The sequence below is a fragment of the Pseudomonas sp. K8 genome (genome assembly GCF_014889455.1).
Taxonomy (GTDB): Bacteria; Pseudomonadota; Gammaproteobacteria; order Pseudomonadales; family Pseudomonadaceae; genus Aquipseudomonas; species Aquipseudomonas veronii.
In genome coordinates, this window is the sequence record NZ_VJWO01000022.1 from 63,044 (window position 1) to 79,910 (window position 16,867).

Below are 16,867 nucleotides of genomic sequence, written 5' to 3' on the forward strand. Positions count from 1 at the left end.
AGACTTGCACCCACCATCAGCGCACCAGATGAACCCGCCAGAAGGATTGCCCATGTCCCGCACCGATCAGCCGGCCACGCCCGAGACCGCTTCCCAAGACACTCTCGCCAGCCCTGCGATCAATGCCGAACGCCTGTTGCAGCTGATCACCGACGAATACGAAAGCCTGCCACGCCAGCTCAAGCGCATCGCCAGCTACATGAGCCAGCAAAGCGACCGGATCATGGTCGACCGCATCAGCGACATCGCCCGCGAATGCGAAGTGCATCCGTCGGCCATCGTGCGGTTCTCCCAGCGTTTCGGCTTCAGCGGGTTCAGTGAGATGCAGGCGCTGTTTCGCGAGGCGTACACCCACAAGACCACGCCGGTGCAGAACTATCAGCAGCGCATCCGCAGCATGATCGCCAACAAGTCGCAAAAGGCCAGCGGCGGCGACCTGGCGCGCGAGTGTGTCAATGCCACGCTTTCGGGCATCGAGCGCCTGGGCCTGGAACTGGATGACGCGGCGTTCGAAAAAGCCGTCGACCTGGTGGTCAACGCCGACAACATCTACGTGGTTGGCGTGCGCCGTTCGTTTGCGGTGGTCGATTACCTGGTCTACAACCTGCAGCACACCAACAAGCGCATCCACCTGATCTCAGGCCTGGGCGGCAGCTACCGCGAGCAGATGCGCAGCGTGCGCGCCAATGACCTGGTGATCGCCATCAGCTTCACGCCCTACGGCAAAGAAACCCAGCACTGCCTGCGTATCGCCCAGCACCACCAGGCCAAGACCCTGATCATTACTGACAGCAACCTGTCGCCCCTGGCCAAGCGCGCGAACGCAGTGCTGTTGGTCAATGAAGGCTCGTCGTTTGCCTTCCGTTCGTTGAGCGCCACGTTGTGCCTGTGCCAGGCGTTGTTCATTGCGGTGGCGTATCGCCTGGAGTTGAAGGTGGATGAGATTCATGAGCAGGTGGGCTTCGACGACTGACGGAGGATCCGTCACCGTAGCCGCCGATTGACACGCCTTCATCGCAGGCAAGCCCGCACATCGGAGTAGGCGGGTTTTATGAAAACTGTGTCAGTTTTGCCAACATGAAGTTTTATTTAGGAAGCGTTCAGCCATTTCTTGGCAAAATGCCCACACTTCTAGTGTGAATCGCTCACCAGGTAATCCTATGACCCGCATTTTGACCATTGAGGATGACGCCGTAACGGCCCGCGAGATCGTCGCCGAGCTGAGTAGCCATGGACTGGACGTAGATTGGGTGGACAACGGCCGCGAAGGCCTGGTCCGCGCCGTGAGTGGTGATTACGATCTGATCACCCTCGACCGTATGTTGCCGGAACTTGATGGCCTGGCCATCGTCACCACCCTGCGCACCATCGGCGTGTCGACGCCGATCCTGATGATCAGCGCGCTCTCCGATGTCGACGAGCGGGTGCGCGGCCTGCGCGCCGGTGGGGATGACTACCTGACCAAGCCGTTCGCCTCCGATGAAATGGCCGCCCGCGTCGAAGTGCTGCTGCGGCGCAAAAGCACGGTCAAGGAATTCGAAACCGCCCTGCGCGTGGCCGACCTTGAGCTGAACCTGATCAGCCGTGAAGCCAGCCGCGCCGAGCAGCCGCTGAGCCTGCTGCCCACTGAATACAAACTGCTGGAATTCCTGATGCGCAACACAGGGCAGATCCTGTCGCGGATGATGATCTTCGAGGAAGTCTGGGGTTATCACTTCGACCCCGGGACCAACCTGATCGATGTCCACATCGGTCGCCTGCGCAAGAAGATCGATCCACCGGGCCTCACGCCGCTGATCCGCACGGTACGAGGTTCCGGGTATGTCATTGCTGAACCCCTCTAAGGGCTGGCGTTCCTCCAGCAGCCGCTTGCTGGCGCTGTACAGTTCGCTGTTCGTGGCTTGGAGCTGCATCCTCATGGGGGTGCTGTATTACGAGGTGTCCGGTTACCTCAGCGACCTCTCGCGCCATTCGCTGATGCAGCGCCAGCACCTGTTCCAGCGGTTCGACGGCGAAGAACTGTTGGAAGCCCTGACCACCAGCATGACCTTCGACATGAAGGGCGTGGACGCCTATGGCCTGTTCGATGCGCAATTTCGCCCATTGAACGGACCGATCCAGGCGATACCACCCGACTTGCCCCTGGACGGCAAGATCCACGCCCTGGCCAATTGCGTCGACTCCGACGACCCGAAACTGCCCAAAGACAGCTGCGACGCCGTGGTCACCCACACCGCCGATGGCCGCTGGCTGGTGCTGGTGCGCGCCAACGGTTCGCTGTTCGGCGTAACCCGGATCATCTGGCACGCGCTGCTGTGGGCGGTGTCGCTGACCATCATCCCCGGCGCCGCCGGCTGGCATTTGCTGCGCCGCCGCCCATTGCGACGGATTCGCGGGATCCAGGCCAGCGCCGAGGCCATCGTCGCCGGCGACCTCACCCATCGCCTGCCGCTGTCGAACCGGCGTGACGAACTGGACATGCTCGCCGCCATCGTCAACGCCATGCTCGACCGCATCGAGAAGCTGATGAACGAGGTCAAAGGCGTGTGCGACAACATCGCCCACGACCTGCGCACCCCGCTCACCCGCTTGCGCGCGCAGCTCTATCGCATCAAGCAACAAGCCGAACACGACTCGGCCCACGCGGTGCAGCTGGACGACGCCATCGCGGAGACCGACACGCTGATGGCGCGCTTTCGCGGGTTGTTGCGGATCTCGGAACTGGAAGACCACCAACGCCGCTCGGGCTTCCTGGTGATGGACCCACTGCCGCTGCTGCGCGAACTGCACGACTTCTACCTGCCCCTGGCCGAGGAAGGCGAACTGCAACTGGTGCTCGACACCCCGCCATCCCTGCCCTGGATCACCGGCGACCGGGCCTTGCTGTTCGAGGCCCTGGCCAACCTGCTGAGCAACTCGATCAAGTTCACCCCAGCGGGCGGCGAAGTGATTTTGCGCGCGGTCAACGATGCGGGCAGCACGCGTATCGAAGTCCACGACTCCGGCCCCGGCATCCCAACAGCGGAACGCAAGGCGGTGTTCCAGCGGTTCTATCGCGTGGATGAAAGCGACCAGCAAGGTGGGTTTGGGCTGGGCTTGTCGATTGTCGCGGCGATCATCAACCTGCACGGTTTCAATCTGGACGTTGGCACCAGCCAACGCGGCGGTGCGCGGTTGGTGCTGGAGTGTCGCCAGCAACTGATGCCCAAATAAACCAGACACGACACCAATCGATAACGGTGGGAGGGGGCTTGCTCCCTCCCACATTGGGTGTCGGTTGCCCGATCGATCAGGTCAAGCCGGGAAGTTGGCGCGCAGCGCCTCAAGCCCACCGCGGTACACGCCGGCAAACAAAGCCTCCACCGCCTCGTCGGTGGTGTCCGGCACCGGGGTGAACACGCCCGACCACGTCACCTTCGCCGACGATTCCGTCAGGGCTTCGACCCGCAACGTCGCCAGGTAGGCACTCACCGGAAACGGCGACTCCTCGATGCTGTAGCTGTAAGTGCGGGCCACGTTATCAAAGGTCTGCAAGCGCTCCACCACCACGCCGCCATCGGCGGTCTTCAGGTGACGCAGGCGCCCGCCGTCGCCCGGCTTGCTCTCGACGATCAATGGCAGCCAGTCCGGCAGCGCGTCAAAACCGCCGACCAATTGCCACACCTGATCGGCCGAAACCGGAACTTCAATGACAGAAGAAGCTGTAGGCACAATCAATACTCCAGACAATAAACAATTCAGATCGCCAGATCTGTCGCACCGACAGTTGCTGGCGACCGGGGTTGAACAATGTACGCCAGCCGATTCGTCACTTCACCCCCTATTCGTGGCGCGATGGATGCTCGAGATTGAAGCCATGCCGTCCCGGACCACTGAAATCATCTGCGTGCCTGGACGGCCCGCAGGGCACAAAAACACCGATGCTAACGCACAGCCACTCGTTCTGTACCTGTTAGAAATGACAGTTGTAACGCCCCCATCTCCAGCGTTTACTGGTACGCAACCGGCGCCTGCCCATACGGCACCGACAGGTAAAACACTCCAGGGAGGGACTCATCATGCCGCGTTATTTCAAAACCTCGATCACTGCGCTGACACTGCTCGGCGCCTCGCTGCTGTACGGCTATGGTGTAACCGCCAGTGCCGCCACATACGTCGACTCGGGCAGTGCGGCCGGGGCGCAATGTTCAACCAGTAGCGTCAACGATAGCGCGCAGGCCGTGGGCAATTGTTCATCCGCTACGGTCAGCGCCAACAGCAATCCTTGGTACGCCGCATCGCTGAGCGGCCCTCAACAGGTCTTGCCGCCGCTGGTGAACGGGCAACCGTGCAGCGTCGAGGCAATCGCTAATAGTGGCTGGATGCTGGGAAGTTGCGCCAACGCCGCCAATCTCAGTTTTGCCGTGTTCTGGAATGCAGCGACGCCCAGTGGCCTGCCGACGGCGACGTCCCCCTTGCCTGGCACCTTGCTATTTCCCCTGCTGCGACCCGCCGATGTCCAGACCGTACCCACCGCCCTGAACCCGCTAGGCGCTGCCCTGGCTCAAAGCATCAGCGCCACGTTACAGGCAACCGTGGTGCTGTATACCCCGGGCAATGCCACGCCGCAGCGCGTTTCCAGTTATGGCGACAACTGTGCCGGGGTCGACGTGAACAACACCTTGATCAACGGCTATCCCAGTGTCGTCATGAACTGTCCGGGGGCCAATGCCACGCCCAAACCCACCGTCGCCACCTGGAACGGCAGCAGCTACGTGTTGACCGCGCTGGCCAGCCCCTCCGGCGCCAGCTATTGCTGGGCGGTGGGCATGAACGATCAGCTTCAGGTGGTCGGTACCTGCGTGTTCAGCGGCGCTACCGGCGATGTGCCGCAAACGGCATTCTGGGGAACACCCAGCAGCGCGCCCCTGCTGCTGACCATGCCCCTCAATGCGCAGAATTACGCGGTGTCGATCAACAACCCCGGGCATATACTCGCGTATGGCAGGGACCCGTCGGGTTTCGAGAAAGCACTCTTTTGGCCAGACCCCACCAACTCGTTCAGCGTGCAGTCGATCCAGCCGCTGCCTGGCAGCGCCCAGACCAACGCGGTGGGTTTGGCGGATAACGACACCGTCGCCTTGAACAGTTTCGATGCCAACCAATACCCCAGCGGCGCCTACTGGGACGGCGTCAACAGCACCGTAGCGATGGCCCCGCTTTTGGGCGGACGGATGAGCCGGCTGGAGGGCATTACGCGCTCCGGGGCGATCGTGTATGGCACAGCAACCGATTCCACGCTCAACTACAGGGCCGTAGGCGCAACCTTGCCATGACGAGGAAAAGCGGTTTTTCTTGCGGCCTTAGGTGCGGCTCAATCCAGCCGCCCCCATGCGGCGGCAGCTCATCACTGCAGGGTCTCCCGCAACCGATACCACAGCATGCCCAACGCCAACAACGGCGAGCGCAACAGCTTGCCGCCCGGAAAGGTCATGTGCGGCACCTGGCTGAACACCTCCAGGCCCTGGCTGTGCCCGGCATGGATGGCTTCAGCCAGCAGCCGCGCACACCAATGGCTCACGTTCAGCCCATGGCCGGAATAGCCCTGGGCATACAACACGTTCGGGTACTGTTTTAGCCGCCCGACCTGGGGAAAGCGGTTGGCGGTGATACCGATCTTGCCGCCCCACTGGAACTCGATCGCGGTATTGGCCAGTTGCGGGAATACCGTGAGCATCTTCGGTTGCATATACGCGGCAATGTCCTGCGGATCACGCCCCGAATAATGGCAGGCGCCGCCGAACAACAGGCGTCGGTCGGCGGTCAGTCGGTAGTAGTCCAAGCCGACTTTCTGGTCGCACAGCGCCAGGTTCTGCGGGATCAATTGCTCGGCCAGCCCTTCCGTTAACGGTTCGGTGGCGATGATGTAGCTGCCGGCAGGCAGTACTTTGCCGCTCAAGCGCGGCTCCAACGCCTCCAAGTGTGCATTGCAGGCCAGCACCAGGTTGCTGGCACGCACCGTGCCGCCGGCGCAGCGTACCTGTACGGTGTCGCCGTGGAGCAGTTCCAACGCTGGGGTGTGCTCGAAAATCCGCACCCCCAGGGACTCGGCGACCCGCGCCTCGCCCAACACCAGATTCAATGGGTGCAGGTGCCCGGACCCCATGTCCACCAGGCCGCCGGCATAGACCTGCGAGCCGACGACCTGGTGCATATCCTGCGGACCCACCACACGGACCTCATGGTTGTAGCCCTGCGCCAATAGGCGCTCCTGCTCGCCCTTGAACGCGGCGAACTGCGCCGCGGTATTGGCCAGTTCGCAAAAGCCCCAGCGCAGGTCGCAGTCAATACCCTGCGTGCGAACGCGTTCACCCACCAATGTGACCGAATCAATCCCGGCCCGCTCCAGATAACGCACGCCCTCCTCGCCCACATACTTGGCAAAGCCCGACACGTCGTGGCCGATGCCGCGAATCAATTGCCCGCCGTTGCGCCCGCTGGCACCCCAACCGATGCGCCGCGCCTCCAGCAGGATCACCGACAGCCCGCGCTGGGCCAGTTCGATGGCGGTATTGACCCCGGTGAACCCACCGCCGATCACACACACATCCGCGCTCAAGTCGGCGGCCAAGGCCGGACGCTCGGGCATGGCATTGGCCGAGGCCCGGTAATAGGACCGGGCGTGGTCGTTCGATTGGATCATTTGTCGGTCTTCACTTTGCTCCAGGCGCGGGTCATCAGGCGCATGGTCGCCGGGGTCGGCGTGGTGGAAATATAGAGTTTGTCGAGCACGGCCTGGGACGGGTACACCTCAGGGTTATTCACCAATTCCGGGTCCATGAAGGCATTGGCTGCCGGGTTGGCGTTGGCATAGCCGACCGAGGCGCTGACTTTGGCGATGACTTCAGGGTCGAGCAGGTAGTTGATAAACGCGTGGGCTGCTTTCGGGTTGCTCGCATCGGCGGGGATCGCCAGCAGGTCGAACCACAGGTTGGAGCCTTCCTTGGGAATCGAATAGGCAATGTTCACCCCGTTCTTGGCTTCCTTGGCGCGGTTGGCGGCCTGGAACACGTCGCCGGAATAACCGAACGCCACGCAGATATCGCCGTTGGCCAAATCCGAGATGTACTTGGAGGAATGGAAGTAGGTGATGTAAGGCCGCAGCGTCAACAGCTTGGCTTGCGCCTGTTTGTAGTCTTCAGGGTTCTCGCTGCGCGGGTCCTTGCCCATGTAGTTGAGGATCGCCGGGAACAACTCATCCGCCGAGTCGAGGAAGGCCACGCCGCACTGGTTGAGCTTCTTGAGGTTCTCCGGCTCGAACAGCACCGCCCACGAATCGACATGGTCGATGCCGAGCACCTGCTTGACCTTGTCGACGTTGTAGCCGATGCCGTTGGTGCCCCACAGGTACGGCACCGAGTGCGCGTTGCCCGGGTCGTTTTTCTCCAGCAGCTTGAGCAGCTTGGGGTCGAGGTTCTTGAAATTGGGCAACTGCGCGCGGTCGAGCTTGAGGAACGCGCCGGCCTTGACCTGGCGCGCCAGGAAGTGGTTGGACGGCACCACCACGTCATACCCGGTGCGCCCCGCCAGCAACTTGCCCTCCAGGGTTTCGTTGGAGTCGAACACGTCGTAGATCACCTTGATCCCCGTCTTGGCCTGGAAGTCGGCCAAGGTGGTTTCGCCAATGTAATCGGTCCAGTTGTAGACACTGACCGTCGGCTCCGCCTGCGCGGCGCTGCTGAATGCTGCCACCAGGGCCAGCGGGAGAAGTTTTTTCATCAGACGCATATCGACACCCCTTTATGATTGTTTAGACGCTCAACAGCAGGAACTCACGCTCCCAGGAACTGATCACACGCTTGAAATTCTCATGCTCGGCGCGTTTGACCGCGACGTAGCCGCGCACGAACTTGTCGCCCAGGTATTGCTTGACCGTCGCACACTCCTCCATACGCACCAGCGCATCCTCGAGCGTGATCGGCAGGCGCAGGTTGCGCCGTTCATAGGCGCGGCCTTCCACCGGCGCGCTCGGCTCAATCTTTTCGATCATGCCCAGGTAGCCACACAACAGGCTAGCGGCGATCGCCAGGTACGGGTTGGCATCCGCGCCGGGCAGGCGGTTTTCCACGCGCATGGCGTCGGGGTTCGATGTCGGCACGCGCAGGCCGACAGTGCGGTTTTCTTCGCCCCATTCCACGTTGACCGGCGCCGAGGTGTCCGGCAGGAAGCGGCGGAACGAATTCACGTTGGGCGCAAACATCGGCAGCAGCTTGGGGATGTACCTCTGCAGGCCGCCGATGTGGTGCAGGAACAGCGTGCTCATCTGGCCGTCGGCGTCGACGAACACCGGCTTGCCCGTGGCGATGTCGACCACGCTCTGGTGCAGGTGCATGGCGCTGCCCGGTTCGTCGGCCACCGGCTTGGCCATGAAGGTCGCGGCCACATTGTGCTTGAGCGCGGCTTCGCGCAGGGTGCGTTTGAACACGGTGATCTGGTCGGCAAGATCCAGGGCGTCACCGTGGCGGAAGTTGATTTCCATCTGCGCCGGGCCGTCTTCGTGGATCAGTGTGTCGAGGTCCAGGCCCTGGGCTTCGCACCAGTCGTAGACGTCTTCGAACAGCGGGTCGAACTCGTTGGCGGCGTCGATGGAGAACGACTGGCGACCGGTTTCGGCCCGCCCGGAGCGGCCGACCGGGGTTTTCAGCGGCAGGTCCGGGTCATCGCAGCGCTGGGTCAGGTAGAACTCCATTTCCGGCGCGACAATCGGCTGCCAGCCCTGCTCGGCGTAGAGCTGCAGCACCTTTTTCAGCACGTTGCGCGGCGACAGTTCGATGGGGTTACCCTGCTTGTCGAAAGTGTCGTGGATCACGATGGCGGTCGGTTCAATCGCCCATGGCACCACGTAGGTCGCGTGGGCCACCGGGCGGCAGACCATGTCGATGTCGGCCGGGTCGAGCAGGTCGTAGTAGACATCGTCGTCGACAAAGTCCCCGGTTACCGTTTGCAGCAACACACTTTCCGGCAGGCGCATGCCTCGCTCATGCAGGAACTTGTTGGTGGGCGCAATCTTGCCGCGTGCGATGCCAGTCAAATCACTGATCACGCATTCGACCTCGGTAATCTTGTGTTCTTTCAGCCAGGCGGACAGCTGATCGAAGGGGGCGTTCATAAGGACCTCGTCATGGGTGGGAGACTGCACCGGCTTGTACTCCCGGCGCATTGAGGTCTATCTTGGGCTCGCCGCGCCACGGCATCTATCCACTTTGCTCCGAACACAACGCACCAATAGAGTGCGAGCAGGTTCCCCCCATGACACAGGCAACCGCTTTGCGCGTACAGGCCTTCACCACCGGTGATGTGGCCGCTCAATGCCGTGCGACACCCGGCTGGGTGCAGCACTACCAGCAGATGTCCCCCGGGCATTTTGCCGGGCAGATCCGCTACCTCGACCTGCACGGCGTGGAGGTCTACGAAGAGAGCATGAACACCCGGGTGGAGCAGCATTTCAACGCGCCGCCGGGGGCCCTGGCGTTCTGTTTCGACGGCAGCGACAACACGCTGTACCTGCTCAATGGCGAGAGCCGCAACACCTGGATCACCCCGGAGAACTACCGTGAAGTGGCGGTGGTATTCGGGCCACAGTTCGTGCAGCGCCATCGGTTGGATGTGGCGAAACTCGAAGGGTTGTTCATGGCGCCGCTGACCTGCCAGCAGAATGCGTTATTCAGTCGCTGGCTCAGTGGTACGCTCACACGGTTGTCCGGCACCACCGACCCGATCAGCCGCGATGCCCTCACCCAGCAGTTGCTCGACGAGTGCCTGTTCATTCTCGACAACGCCTGCGTATGCCTGGACCGCCAGTCATTGCAGCGCCGCAGCGAAGAGCGCCGGCTGATGACGCGCATCGGCGAATGGGCGGTCGATGCACCGGATGACACCGTCAACCTGCTGGAGCTGGCGCAGATCGCCGGCGTGCCGTTGCGCCAGTTGCAACAAGGCTTCAAGACCTACACCGGAATGAGCCCGGCGCAGTGGTTGCGTTTGCGCCGCTTGAACGGGGCGCGGCGGGAGTTGTTGAGTTCAGCCGCGGCCACAGTGGCGCATGTGGCGATGAACTGGTCGTTCTGGCATTTGGGGCGGTTTTCCAATAGCTACCGGGCGTTGTTCAAGGAGCTGCCGAGCGAAACCCTCAAGCGCGCCGGTTGAAATGCACTCTAAATAGTGGGAGGGAGCTTGCCGCCGATGGCAATGGCCATCAACGGGTTGACCCGCTCCGCCGCCTCCAACTTTTGAAATGCACTCTAAATGGTGGGAGGGGGCTTGCCCCCGATGGCAATGGGTCAGTCACCAGGAATATTGACTGAGACACCGCTATCGGGGGCAAGTCGAATCGTCGCACCGCCCCTCCCACATTGGATTGCATCAAGGCTGGGAGTTGAGGAAGGTTGCCATCAACGGGTTGACCCGCTCCGCCGCCTCCAACTTTTGAAATGCACTCTAAATGGTGGGAGGGAGTTTGCCGCCGATGGCAATGGGTCAGTCACTAGGAATATTGACTGAGACACCGCTATCGGGGGCAAGTCGAATCGTCGCACCGCCCCTCCCACATTGGATTGCATCAAGGCTGGGCGTTGAGGAAGGTTGCCATCAACTGGTTAACCCGCTCCGCTGCCTCCAACTGCACCATATGCCCCTGCCCCGGCAGGATTTCCACCTGGGCCTCGAGCCCCTCGGCATGTCTGGCCGGGATGATTGCGTCGTCGCTGCCCCAGATCACCAGGCTTGGCTGCTGCCCGACAATATTGCGCAACTCCAGGCGCTGCCGCCCGCCCTCGAACAGCTGGGCATTGAGCTGGCGCAACGCTTGATCCACGCCTTCGAGGCGCTTGAACTTGAGCATGTCCTCCAGCATCTGCCGCGTGACCAGCGCCGGGTCGCTGAACAGTTGAATCAAGTGCGGCTTGAGCGCGTTGCGGTTAGTCGCGTCGGTGAAGCCGTGCAAGTAGTCCGCGTTGATCTCTTCGCCGAGCCCGGCGCTGGCGATCAGGGTCAGCGAGGCGACCCGCGCGGGGGCCTGGCGCGCCACGGTCAGGCTGACCAGGCCACCCATTGAGTGGCCGGCCAGGTGGACGCGGTCGAGCGCGAGATGATCGAGCAACGCCAGCAGCGCCTGGCTCAACTCGTCGGCATCGCCGCTGCGCAGCTGCTTGCCCGACTCGCCATGCCCCGGCAGGTCCAGGGCGATCACCCGGCGCTGCGCCGCCAGCCCCGGGTGGTTGAACAGCCAGTTGTTCAAGTCGCCGCCAAACCCGTGGACCAGCACCAACGGCGTGCCGCCCTCACCGAGATCGAGATAACGCAACAGCCGCCCGCCCACCTCGACTTTCTGCGCACTGGGCCCGGACGCTTGCGCCTCGGCCGCACTCGACACGAAGCTGGCCTGGAAACCCTCGATTACCGCATCAATCTCGGCTTCCGTGGCCTCGCCCTCCACCACGATCCCGAGCAGCCCGCCCACCGGCAAGGTCTCGTCGCTCAGCGCCAGCACGCGGCGCAGCACGCCACTGAACGGCGCCTCGACGCTGCTGGAGATCTTATCGGTCTCCACGTCGAGCACTTCCTCGCCCTTCTCCACCCGGTCGCCCGGCTGTTTGAGCCAGACATCCACGCGGCCTTCGGTCATCGACAAGCCCCACTTGGGCATGGTCAAGATATGGATCATGCGGCAGTCCTCTTATCGGCGATCTTCAACACCGCGGCTTCGATCTTCGCTGCGTTGGGGATGTACAGATCCTCCAGCGCATCGGAGAACGGCACCGGCGTGTGCGGCGCGGTGACCATTTCGATCGGTGCGCGCAAGAACGAAAACCCGCGCTGCGCGACCAGCGCGCTGATATCGGTGGCGATCGAGCAGCGCGGGTTGGACTCGTCGATCACCACCAGGCGGCCGGTCTTCTCCACGCTTTCCAGGATGCTGTCTTCGTCCAGCGGGCTGGTGGTGCGCAGGTCGAGCACTTCGCAGTCGATGCCTTGGCGCGCCAGGTTGGCAGCGGCTTCCAGGGCGATATGCACCATGCGCCCGTAGGTGACCAGGGTCACGTCATTGCCTTCGCGCACGTAATTGGCTTCGCCGAAAGGCACGGTGTACAGCTCTTCCGGCACTTCACCCTGCAGGCTGTAGAGCATTTTGTGTTCGAGGAAGATCACCGGGTCGTTGTCGCGGATCGCCTGGATCAGCATGCCCTTGGCGTCATAGGGCGTGGCCGGGCACACCACTTTGAGGCCGGGGATGTGCGTCCACATCGAGGTGAGCATCTGCGAATGCTGCGCGGCGGCGCGCAGGCCGGCGCCGTACATGGCGCGCACCACCAGCGGCGTGGCGGTCTTGCCGCCGAACATGTAGCGGAACTTGGCGGCCTGGTTGAGCAACTGGTCGAGGCAGCAGCCGAGAAAGTCGACGAACATCAACTCGCACACCGGGCGCATGCCGCGGGTGGCCGCGCCGACCGCCATGCCGACGTAACCGATTTCGGACAACGGTGCATCCAAGACGCGGTCGGGAAACTCCGGGTACAGGCCCTTGGTCACGCCGAGCACGCCGCCCCAGGCATCCTGCTCGCCGGGGGAGCCGGTGCCGCCGGACACGTCCTGGCCGATGATGAACACACTCTGGTCGCGACGCATTTCCTGGGCCAGGGCTTCGTTGATTGCCTGCTGATAACTGATTTTGCGAGCCATGATCAATTCTCCACGGATTATTTTTGTAGTGGGTGGCGATTAGCGGTAAGCGACGTAGACATCACTGAGCAGGTCTGCGGCCTGGGGCTTGGGATCGGACTTGGCCAGGCGCACGGCGTCTTCGATCAGTTGCGCGACCTCCGCGTCGATGCGCTCGAACTGCGCCGCATCGAGCCAGCCTTCGGCGCTGCAGCGTTGGCGAAACAGCACCAGGCAATCGTGGGATTCGCGCAGGTTCTTCACTTCGTCGGGGCCGCGATAGGTTTGCGCGTCGCCTTCGAAGTGGCCGTAGAAACGGCTCAACTTGACCTCCACCAGCGTCGGCCCCTGGCCGCTGCGCGCACGTTCCACGGCTACCCCCAGGGCCGCGTGGACGGCGAAGAAATCATTGCCGTCGACGATCACCCCCGGCATGCCGAACCCCACGGCGCGCTCGGCGATGTCTTTGCACGCTACCGACCAGCCCGAGCCGGTGGCTTCGGCGTAGCCGTTGTTTTCAGCCACGAACAGACACGGCAGTTTCATGATTGCGGCCAGGTTCATGGCCTCGAACACCGCACCCTCGTTGGAGCCGCCGTCGCCGAAAAACGCCACGGCCACGCCCTGGCTGCCCTTGAGCTTGGACGCCAGCGCCGCTCCGGCCGCCAAGGGAGCGCCGGCACCGACGATGCCGTTGGCGCCGAGCATGCCTTTCTCCTGGTCGGCAATGTGCATGGAACCGCCCTTGCCACCGCACACCCCGGTTTTCTTGCCGTAGATCTCGGCCATCATGCCGAACACGTCCACGCCCTTGGCGATGCAGTGGCCGTGGCCACGGTGGTTGGAGGCGATGCAATCTTCATCGTTGAGGTGGGCCATGACCCCGGCGGCGCTGGCTTCCTGGCCGGCATACAGGTGGACGAAACCAGGGATCTCGCCAGTGGCGAATTCCACGTGCAGGCGTTCCTCGAAATCGCGGATGGTACGCATCACGGTGTAGGCATGGAGCAGTTGATCAGTGGACAGGTGAGTGGACATCTTGTTGTTCTCCAGGTTGTCTCGACACACAAAAGGCTGGCTGCAGCCAGTTGCAAGACCTTCAGCACAGCCTGTGCCAACGCCTCGATAAACCTCGCATAGACTTGATCTAGAGCAGTGCCACGCGGTTGTGCGGCGGCGACCGCCAACCACAGAATGAGACGCGCCATTGCAACCTGCCCGTGGCGTGCGTGGCCGGATGAGACGCTGCGTCTCACACCGGGCAGTTGGTCAGGCCGCCCTTGTCCCCCTGCGCGCATGCGCGCTTAATGGCGGGCATAACAACAAAAGATCGAGAACCGGAGGCCTTATGCTCGCCGCGAACTCCAAAGACCATGTCGACTGCGTCAGTCGCGTGGTCCGCAATGCCGATCGCCTGCCCCAGGCTCCGGTGCCGTCGCTGATTTTCGATTCATGGCGCCGTTCCATGGAGCAACACCACCTCGACCCTGGCTCGCTGCAAGGGCCACGCATTCTCAGTGAACCGCTGCTCAAGGAATGCCGTGAGCGCGCCGAACTGTTCATGCACATTGCCAGCGAAGAAGTCGGCCAACTCCACCACCGCGTGCGCCATGCCGACTACTGCGTGATGCTCACCGACGCCCAGGGCCAGACCATCGACCACCGCGTGGACACGGCGATTCGCACCGATTGCCGCAAGGCCGGCCTGTACCTGGGCACCTGCTGGTCGGAAGCCGAAGAAGGCACCTGCGGCGTGGCCACGGTGCTGACCAGCAAGGCTGCCGTGACGGTGCATAAGCGCGATCACTTTCGCGCGGCATTTATCGGGCTGACCTGCTCCGCCGCGCCGATCTTCGACCCCCAGGGCAACCTGCTAGGGGTGATGGACGCCTCGGCGCTCAAATCCCCGGATGACCGGCGCAGCCAGCATCTGGTAAGACAGATGGTGGCGCAGAGCGCACAAGCCATCGAAAATGCCTTCTTCATGCACAGCGCCCGTCAGCACTGGGTGCTCCAGGCCCACAGCACGCCCGGCTATGTCGACAGCCAGCCCGACCTGCTGCTGGCCTGGGACCAGGATGGGCGCCTGCATGCGTTGAACAGCAAGGCGCGCCAGGCCCTGCGTCGGCGCTTTGGCCAGGTGCCGGCGCATATCGGCGAGGTCTTCGACCTGGATGCGTTGCGCGCGGTCACCGATCAATCGGCGCAACAGCTGCACTGGCTGGGCGAGCCCGGCGCATTGCATGTGCGGGTCAGCGCGCCGCGGCGTAAGCCGGCGCGTCCAGCGAAGGACGTAAACAATCAGGTCGACCCCCGGGTGGAAGAACACCTGCGCCTGGCCTTGCGGGTCAAGGACCGCAACCTGCCGGTGCTGGTGCAGGGTGAAACCGGCGCCGGCAAGGAAGTCTTCGCGCACCAACTGCATGAGCGCAGCGCTCGTCGCGACGGGCCCTTCGTGGCGGTGAACTGCGCGGCGATCCCGGAAAACCTCATCGAAAGCGAGCTGTTCGGCTATGTCGCCGGGGCCTTTACCGGCGCGTCGAACAAGGGTATGCCCGGGCTGTTGTTGCAGGCCGATGGCGGCACGCTGTTCCTCGATGAAATCGGCGATATGCCGCTGGCCCTGCAGACGCGCTTGCTGCGGGTATTGGCCGAAGGTGAAGTGGCGCCGCTGGGTGCGGCAAAAACCCGTGCGGTGGATATCCAGGTGATCTGCGCCAGCCACCGCGACCTGGCGGTGCTGGTCAGCGAGGGGCGCTTTCGCGAAGACCTGTACTTTCGCCTGGGCTGCGCACGGTTCTGCCTGCCGCCCTTGCGCGAGCGCAGCGACAAGCTGGCCTTGATCAATCGGCTGCTGGAACAGGAGGCGCACAGCGGCGCAATCTCCGTGGGCATCGGCCCCGCCGCGCTGGAGGTGCTGCTCGGCTATGCCTGGCCGGGCAATGTGCGACAACTGCGCCATGTGCTGGCGTATGCCTGTGCGGTGTGCGACGGCGGCACCATCCAACTGGCTGACCTGCCCGTGGAGGTGCGCGGCGAGCAGATCGAGGCCGACGTGGAAGAACGTGTCAGCCCGGAACGCCAGGTGGTGCTGGATGCACTGATCCGGCATCGCTGGAAGCCGTCGCCGACGGCCCAGGCGCTGGGGATTTCGCGGGCGACCCTGTATCGCCGGGTCAACCAACTGGGCATCGACATGCCGGGCAAACATATCTGACCCAGCACGGTCAAACATGTGGGAGCGGGCTTGCCCGCGAAGGCGGTGTATCAGCCACCGATGCCGTGACTGAACCGCCGCCTTCGCGGGCAAGCCCACTCCCACCTTTGAACCGCGTTATCGGTACACAATCCCACCATCGATCAACGGCGACTGGCCGGTCATGTAGTCCGCATCCGGCCCCGCCAGGTAAGACACCAGCCCGGCCACATCCTCAGGCGTTTCCGCACGGCCCAGGGCAATCCCGTCCACATACTTCTTATAGGTCGCACCGACTTCGGCGCCGGTAATCTCGGCCATGCGCTTGTCGATCTCGACCCACATATCGGTGCCGACCACACCCGGGCAATAAGCATTGACCGTAATCCCGGCGCTGGCCAGTTCCTTGGCCGCCGCCTGGGTCAGGGCGCGCACGGCGAACTTGGTCGCCGAGTACACGCCCAGCAGCGCAAAACCTTCATGCCCGGCGATCGAGCAGGCGTTGATGATCTTGCCCTTCTGCTTGAGCGCCTTGAACTTCTTGCCGGCGGCCTGGATGCCCCACAACACACCCTGCACATTGATGCCCAGGGTGCGCTCGACCTGCTCGGGGCTGACGTCCAGCAGTGAATCGATCTGCGCCACCCCGGCGTTGTTGACGATGATGTCGAAACCACCGAGGGTCTGGTATGCGTGTTCGACGGCGGCCACCACTTGTTCGCGCTTGGACACGTCGGCGATAAACACCGAGGCCTTGCGCCCTGCCGCGACGATTTCAGCAGCCACGGCTTCGAGCTTGGCGCCATTGATGTCCACCAGCGCGATATCGGCACCGTCCCGTGCCAGGCGCAGGGCGATGGCGCGGCCGATGCCCTGCCCGGCGCCAGTCACCAGCGCAACTTTTCCAGCGATGAGGTTTCCAGCGGTACTCATGACGACCTCCTGCAACGATGAGAGAAGCCTCGTCTATCGCAG

At 63.1% G+C, this 16,867-nt stretch carries 14 protein-coding genes; 6 read left to right on the forward strand and 8 right to left on the reverse strand.

From position 1 onward, the window contains the following. The first annotated feature begins 52 nt into the window (after positions 1-52). The 3 genes from INT12_RS16600 to INT12_RS16610 all read left to right on the forward strand — a co-directional run bounded on the left by INT12_RS16600 (position 53) and on the right by INT12_RS16610 (position 3,213). A complete protein-coding gene (locus INT12_RS16600; protein WP_193040315.1) occupies positions 53-973 on the forward strand; it encodes a MurR/RpiR family transcriptional regulator in 921 nt (306 codons plus the stop codon). A gap of 187 nt (positions 974-1,160) precedes the next feature. Next, positions 1,161-1,844, forward strand: coding sequence for a response regulator transcription factor (locus tag INT12_RS16605; RefSeq protein ID WP_003219726.1), 684 nt, complete (start codon positions 1,161-1,163; stop codon positions 1,842-1,844). Beyond that, positions 1,822-3,213 (forward strand): sensor histidine kinase, encoded by a 1,392-nt coding sequence (locus tag INT12_RS16610; protein WP_104903351.1) that lies wholly within the window; start codon positions 1,822-1,824, stop codon positions 3,211-3,213. Before INT12_RS16605 ends, INT12_RS16610 begins: the two co-directional genes overlap by 23 nt. Positions 3,214-3,294: 81 nt before the next feature. Here the strand turns inward: INT12_RS16610 and INT12_RS16615 are convergent, their stop codons facing one another. Beyond that, the gene (locus INT12_RS16615; RefSeq protein ID WP_102617601.1) at positions 3,295-3,711 is read right to left on the reverse strand and encodes an SRPBCC family protein; all 417 of its coding nucleotides are present in this window, start codon (positions 3,709-3,711) and stop codon (positions 3,295-3,297) included. Positions 3,712-4,058: 347 nt separating this feature from the next. Between INT12_RS16615 and INT12_RS16620 the strand changes: the two genes are divergently transcribed. Then, positions 4,059-5,315 (forward strand): hypothetical protein, encoded by a 1,257-nt coding sequence (locus INT12_RS16620; RefSeq protein ID WP_193040313.1) that lies wholly within the window; start codon positions 4,059-4,061, stop codon positions 5,313-5,315. A gap of 71 nt (positions 5,316-5,386) precedes the next feature. On the opposite strand, the gene INT12_RS16625 is transcribed toward INT12_RS16620, so the two are convergent. The 3 genes from INT12_RS16625 to INT12_RS16635 are packed head-to-tail and all read right to left on the reverse strand — an operon-like array spanning position 5,387 to position 9,148. Beyond that, the gene (locus INT12_RS16625; protein WP_017846566.1) at positions 5,387-6,682 is read right to left on the reverse strand and encodes an NAD(P)/FAD-dependent oxidoreductase; all 1,296 of its coding nucleotides are present in this window, start codon (positions 6,680-6,682) and stop codon (positions 5,387-5,389) included. Further along, positions 6,679-7,767, reverse strand: a complete 1,089-nt coding sequence (locus tag INT12_RS16630; protein WP_017846567.1) for a polyamine ABC transporter substrate-binding protein — start codon at positions 7,765-7,767, stop codon at positions 6,679-6,681. Before INT12_RS16630 ends, INT12_RS16625 begins: the two co-directional genes overlap by 4 nt. 22 nt (positions 7,768-7,789) lie before the next feature. Then, positions 7,790-9,148: a glutamine synthetase family protein gene (locus INT12_RS16635; protein ID WP_026139969.1), complete on the reverse strand. Its 1,359-nt coding sequence runs from the start codon at positions 9,146-9,148 to the stop codon at positions 7,790-7,792. 140 nt (positions 9,149-9,288) lie between these two features. Here INT12_RS16635 and INT12_RS16640 point away from each other — a divergent pair, with 140 nt between their 5' ends. After that, complete coding sequence (locus INT12_RS16640) at positions 9,289-10,185, forward strand: helix-turn-helix domain-containing protein (protein WP_193058927.1); 897 nt, start codon at positions 9,289-9,291, stop codon at positions 10,183-10,185. A 412-nt stretch (positions 10,186-10,597) separates the two neighbouring features. On the opposite strand, the gene INT12_RS16645 is transcribed toward INT12_RS16640, so the two are convergent. From INT12_RS16645 to INT12_RS16655, 3 genes are read right to left on the reverse strand one after another with little or no spacing between them, the layout of a single operon-like run. Continuing rightward, positions 10,598-11,701 carry an acetoin dehydrogenase dihydrolipoyllysine-residue acetyltransferase subunit gene (locus INT12_RS16645; protein WP_193058928.1) on the reverse strand — a complete coding sequence of 368 codons (1,104 nt, stop codon included), beginning with the start codon at positions 11,699-11,701 and terminating at the stop codon, positions 10,598-10,600. Beyond that, entirely contained in the window at positions 11,698-12,717 is a 1,020-nt protein-coding gene (locus INT12_RS16650; RefSeq protein WP_017846572.1) for an alpha-ketoacid dehydrogenase subunit beta, read from the reverse strand. Before INT12_RS16650 ends, INT12_RS16645 begins: the two co-directional genes overlap by 4 nt. 39 nt (positions 12,718-12,756) lie before the next feature. Further along, positions 12,757-13,734: a thiamine pyrophosphate-dependent dehydrogenase E1 component subunit alpha gene (locus tag INT12_RS16655; RefSeq protein ID WP_046383715.1), complete on the reverse strand. Its 978-nt coding sequence runs from the start codon at positions 13,732-13,734 to the stop codon at positions 12,757-12,759. Positions 13,735-14,044: 310 nt separating this feature from the next. Between INT12_RS16655 and INT12_RS16660 the strand changes: the two genes are divergently transcribed. Next, entirely contained in the window at positions 14,045-15,913 is a 1,869-nt protein-coding gene (locus tag INT12_RS16660; RefSeq protein ID WP_193040311.1) for a sigma-54-dependent Fis family transcriptional regulator, read from the forward strand. A 117-nt stretch (positions 15,914-16,030) separates the two neighbouring features. Here the strand turns inward: INT12_RS16660 and INT12_RS16665 are convergent, their stop codons facing one another. After that, positions 16,031-16,825 carry an acetoin reductase gene (locus INT12_RS16665; protein WP_017846575.1) on the reverse strand — a complete coding sequence of 265 codons (795 nt, stop codon included), beginning with the start codon at positions 16,823-16,825 and terminating at the stop codon, positions 16,031-16,033. Positions 16,826-16,867: the final 42 nt, after the last annotated feature.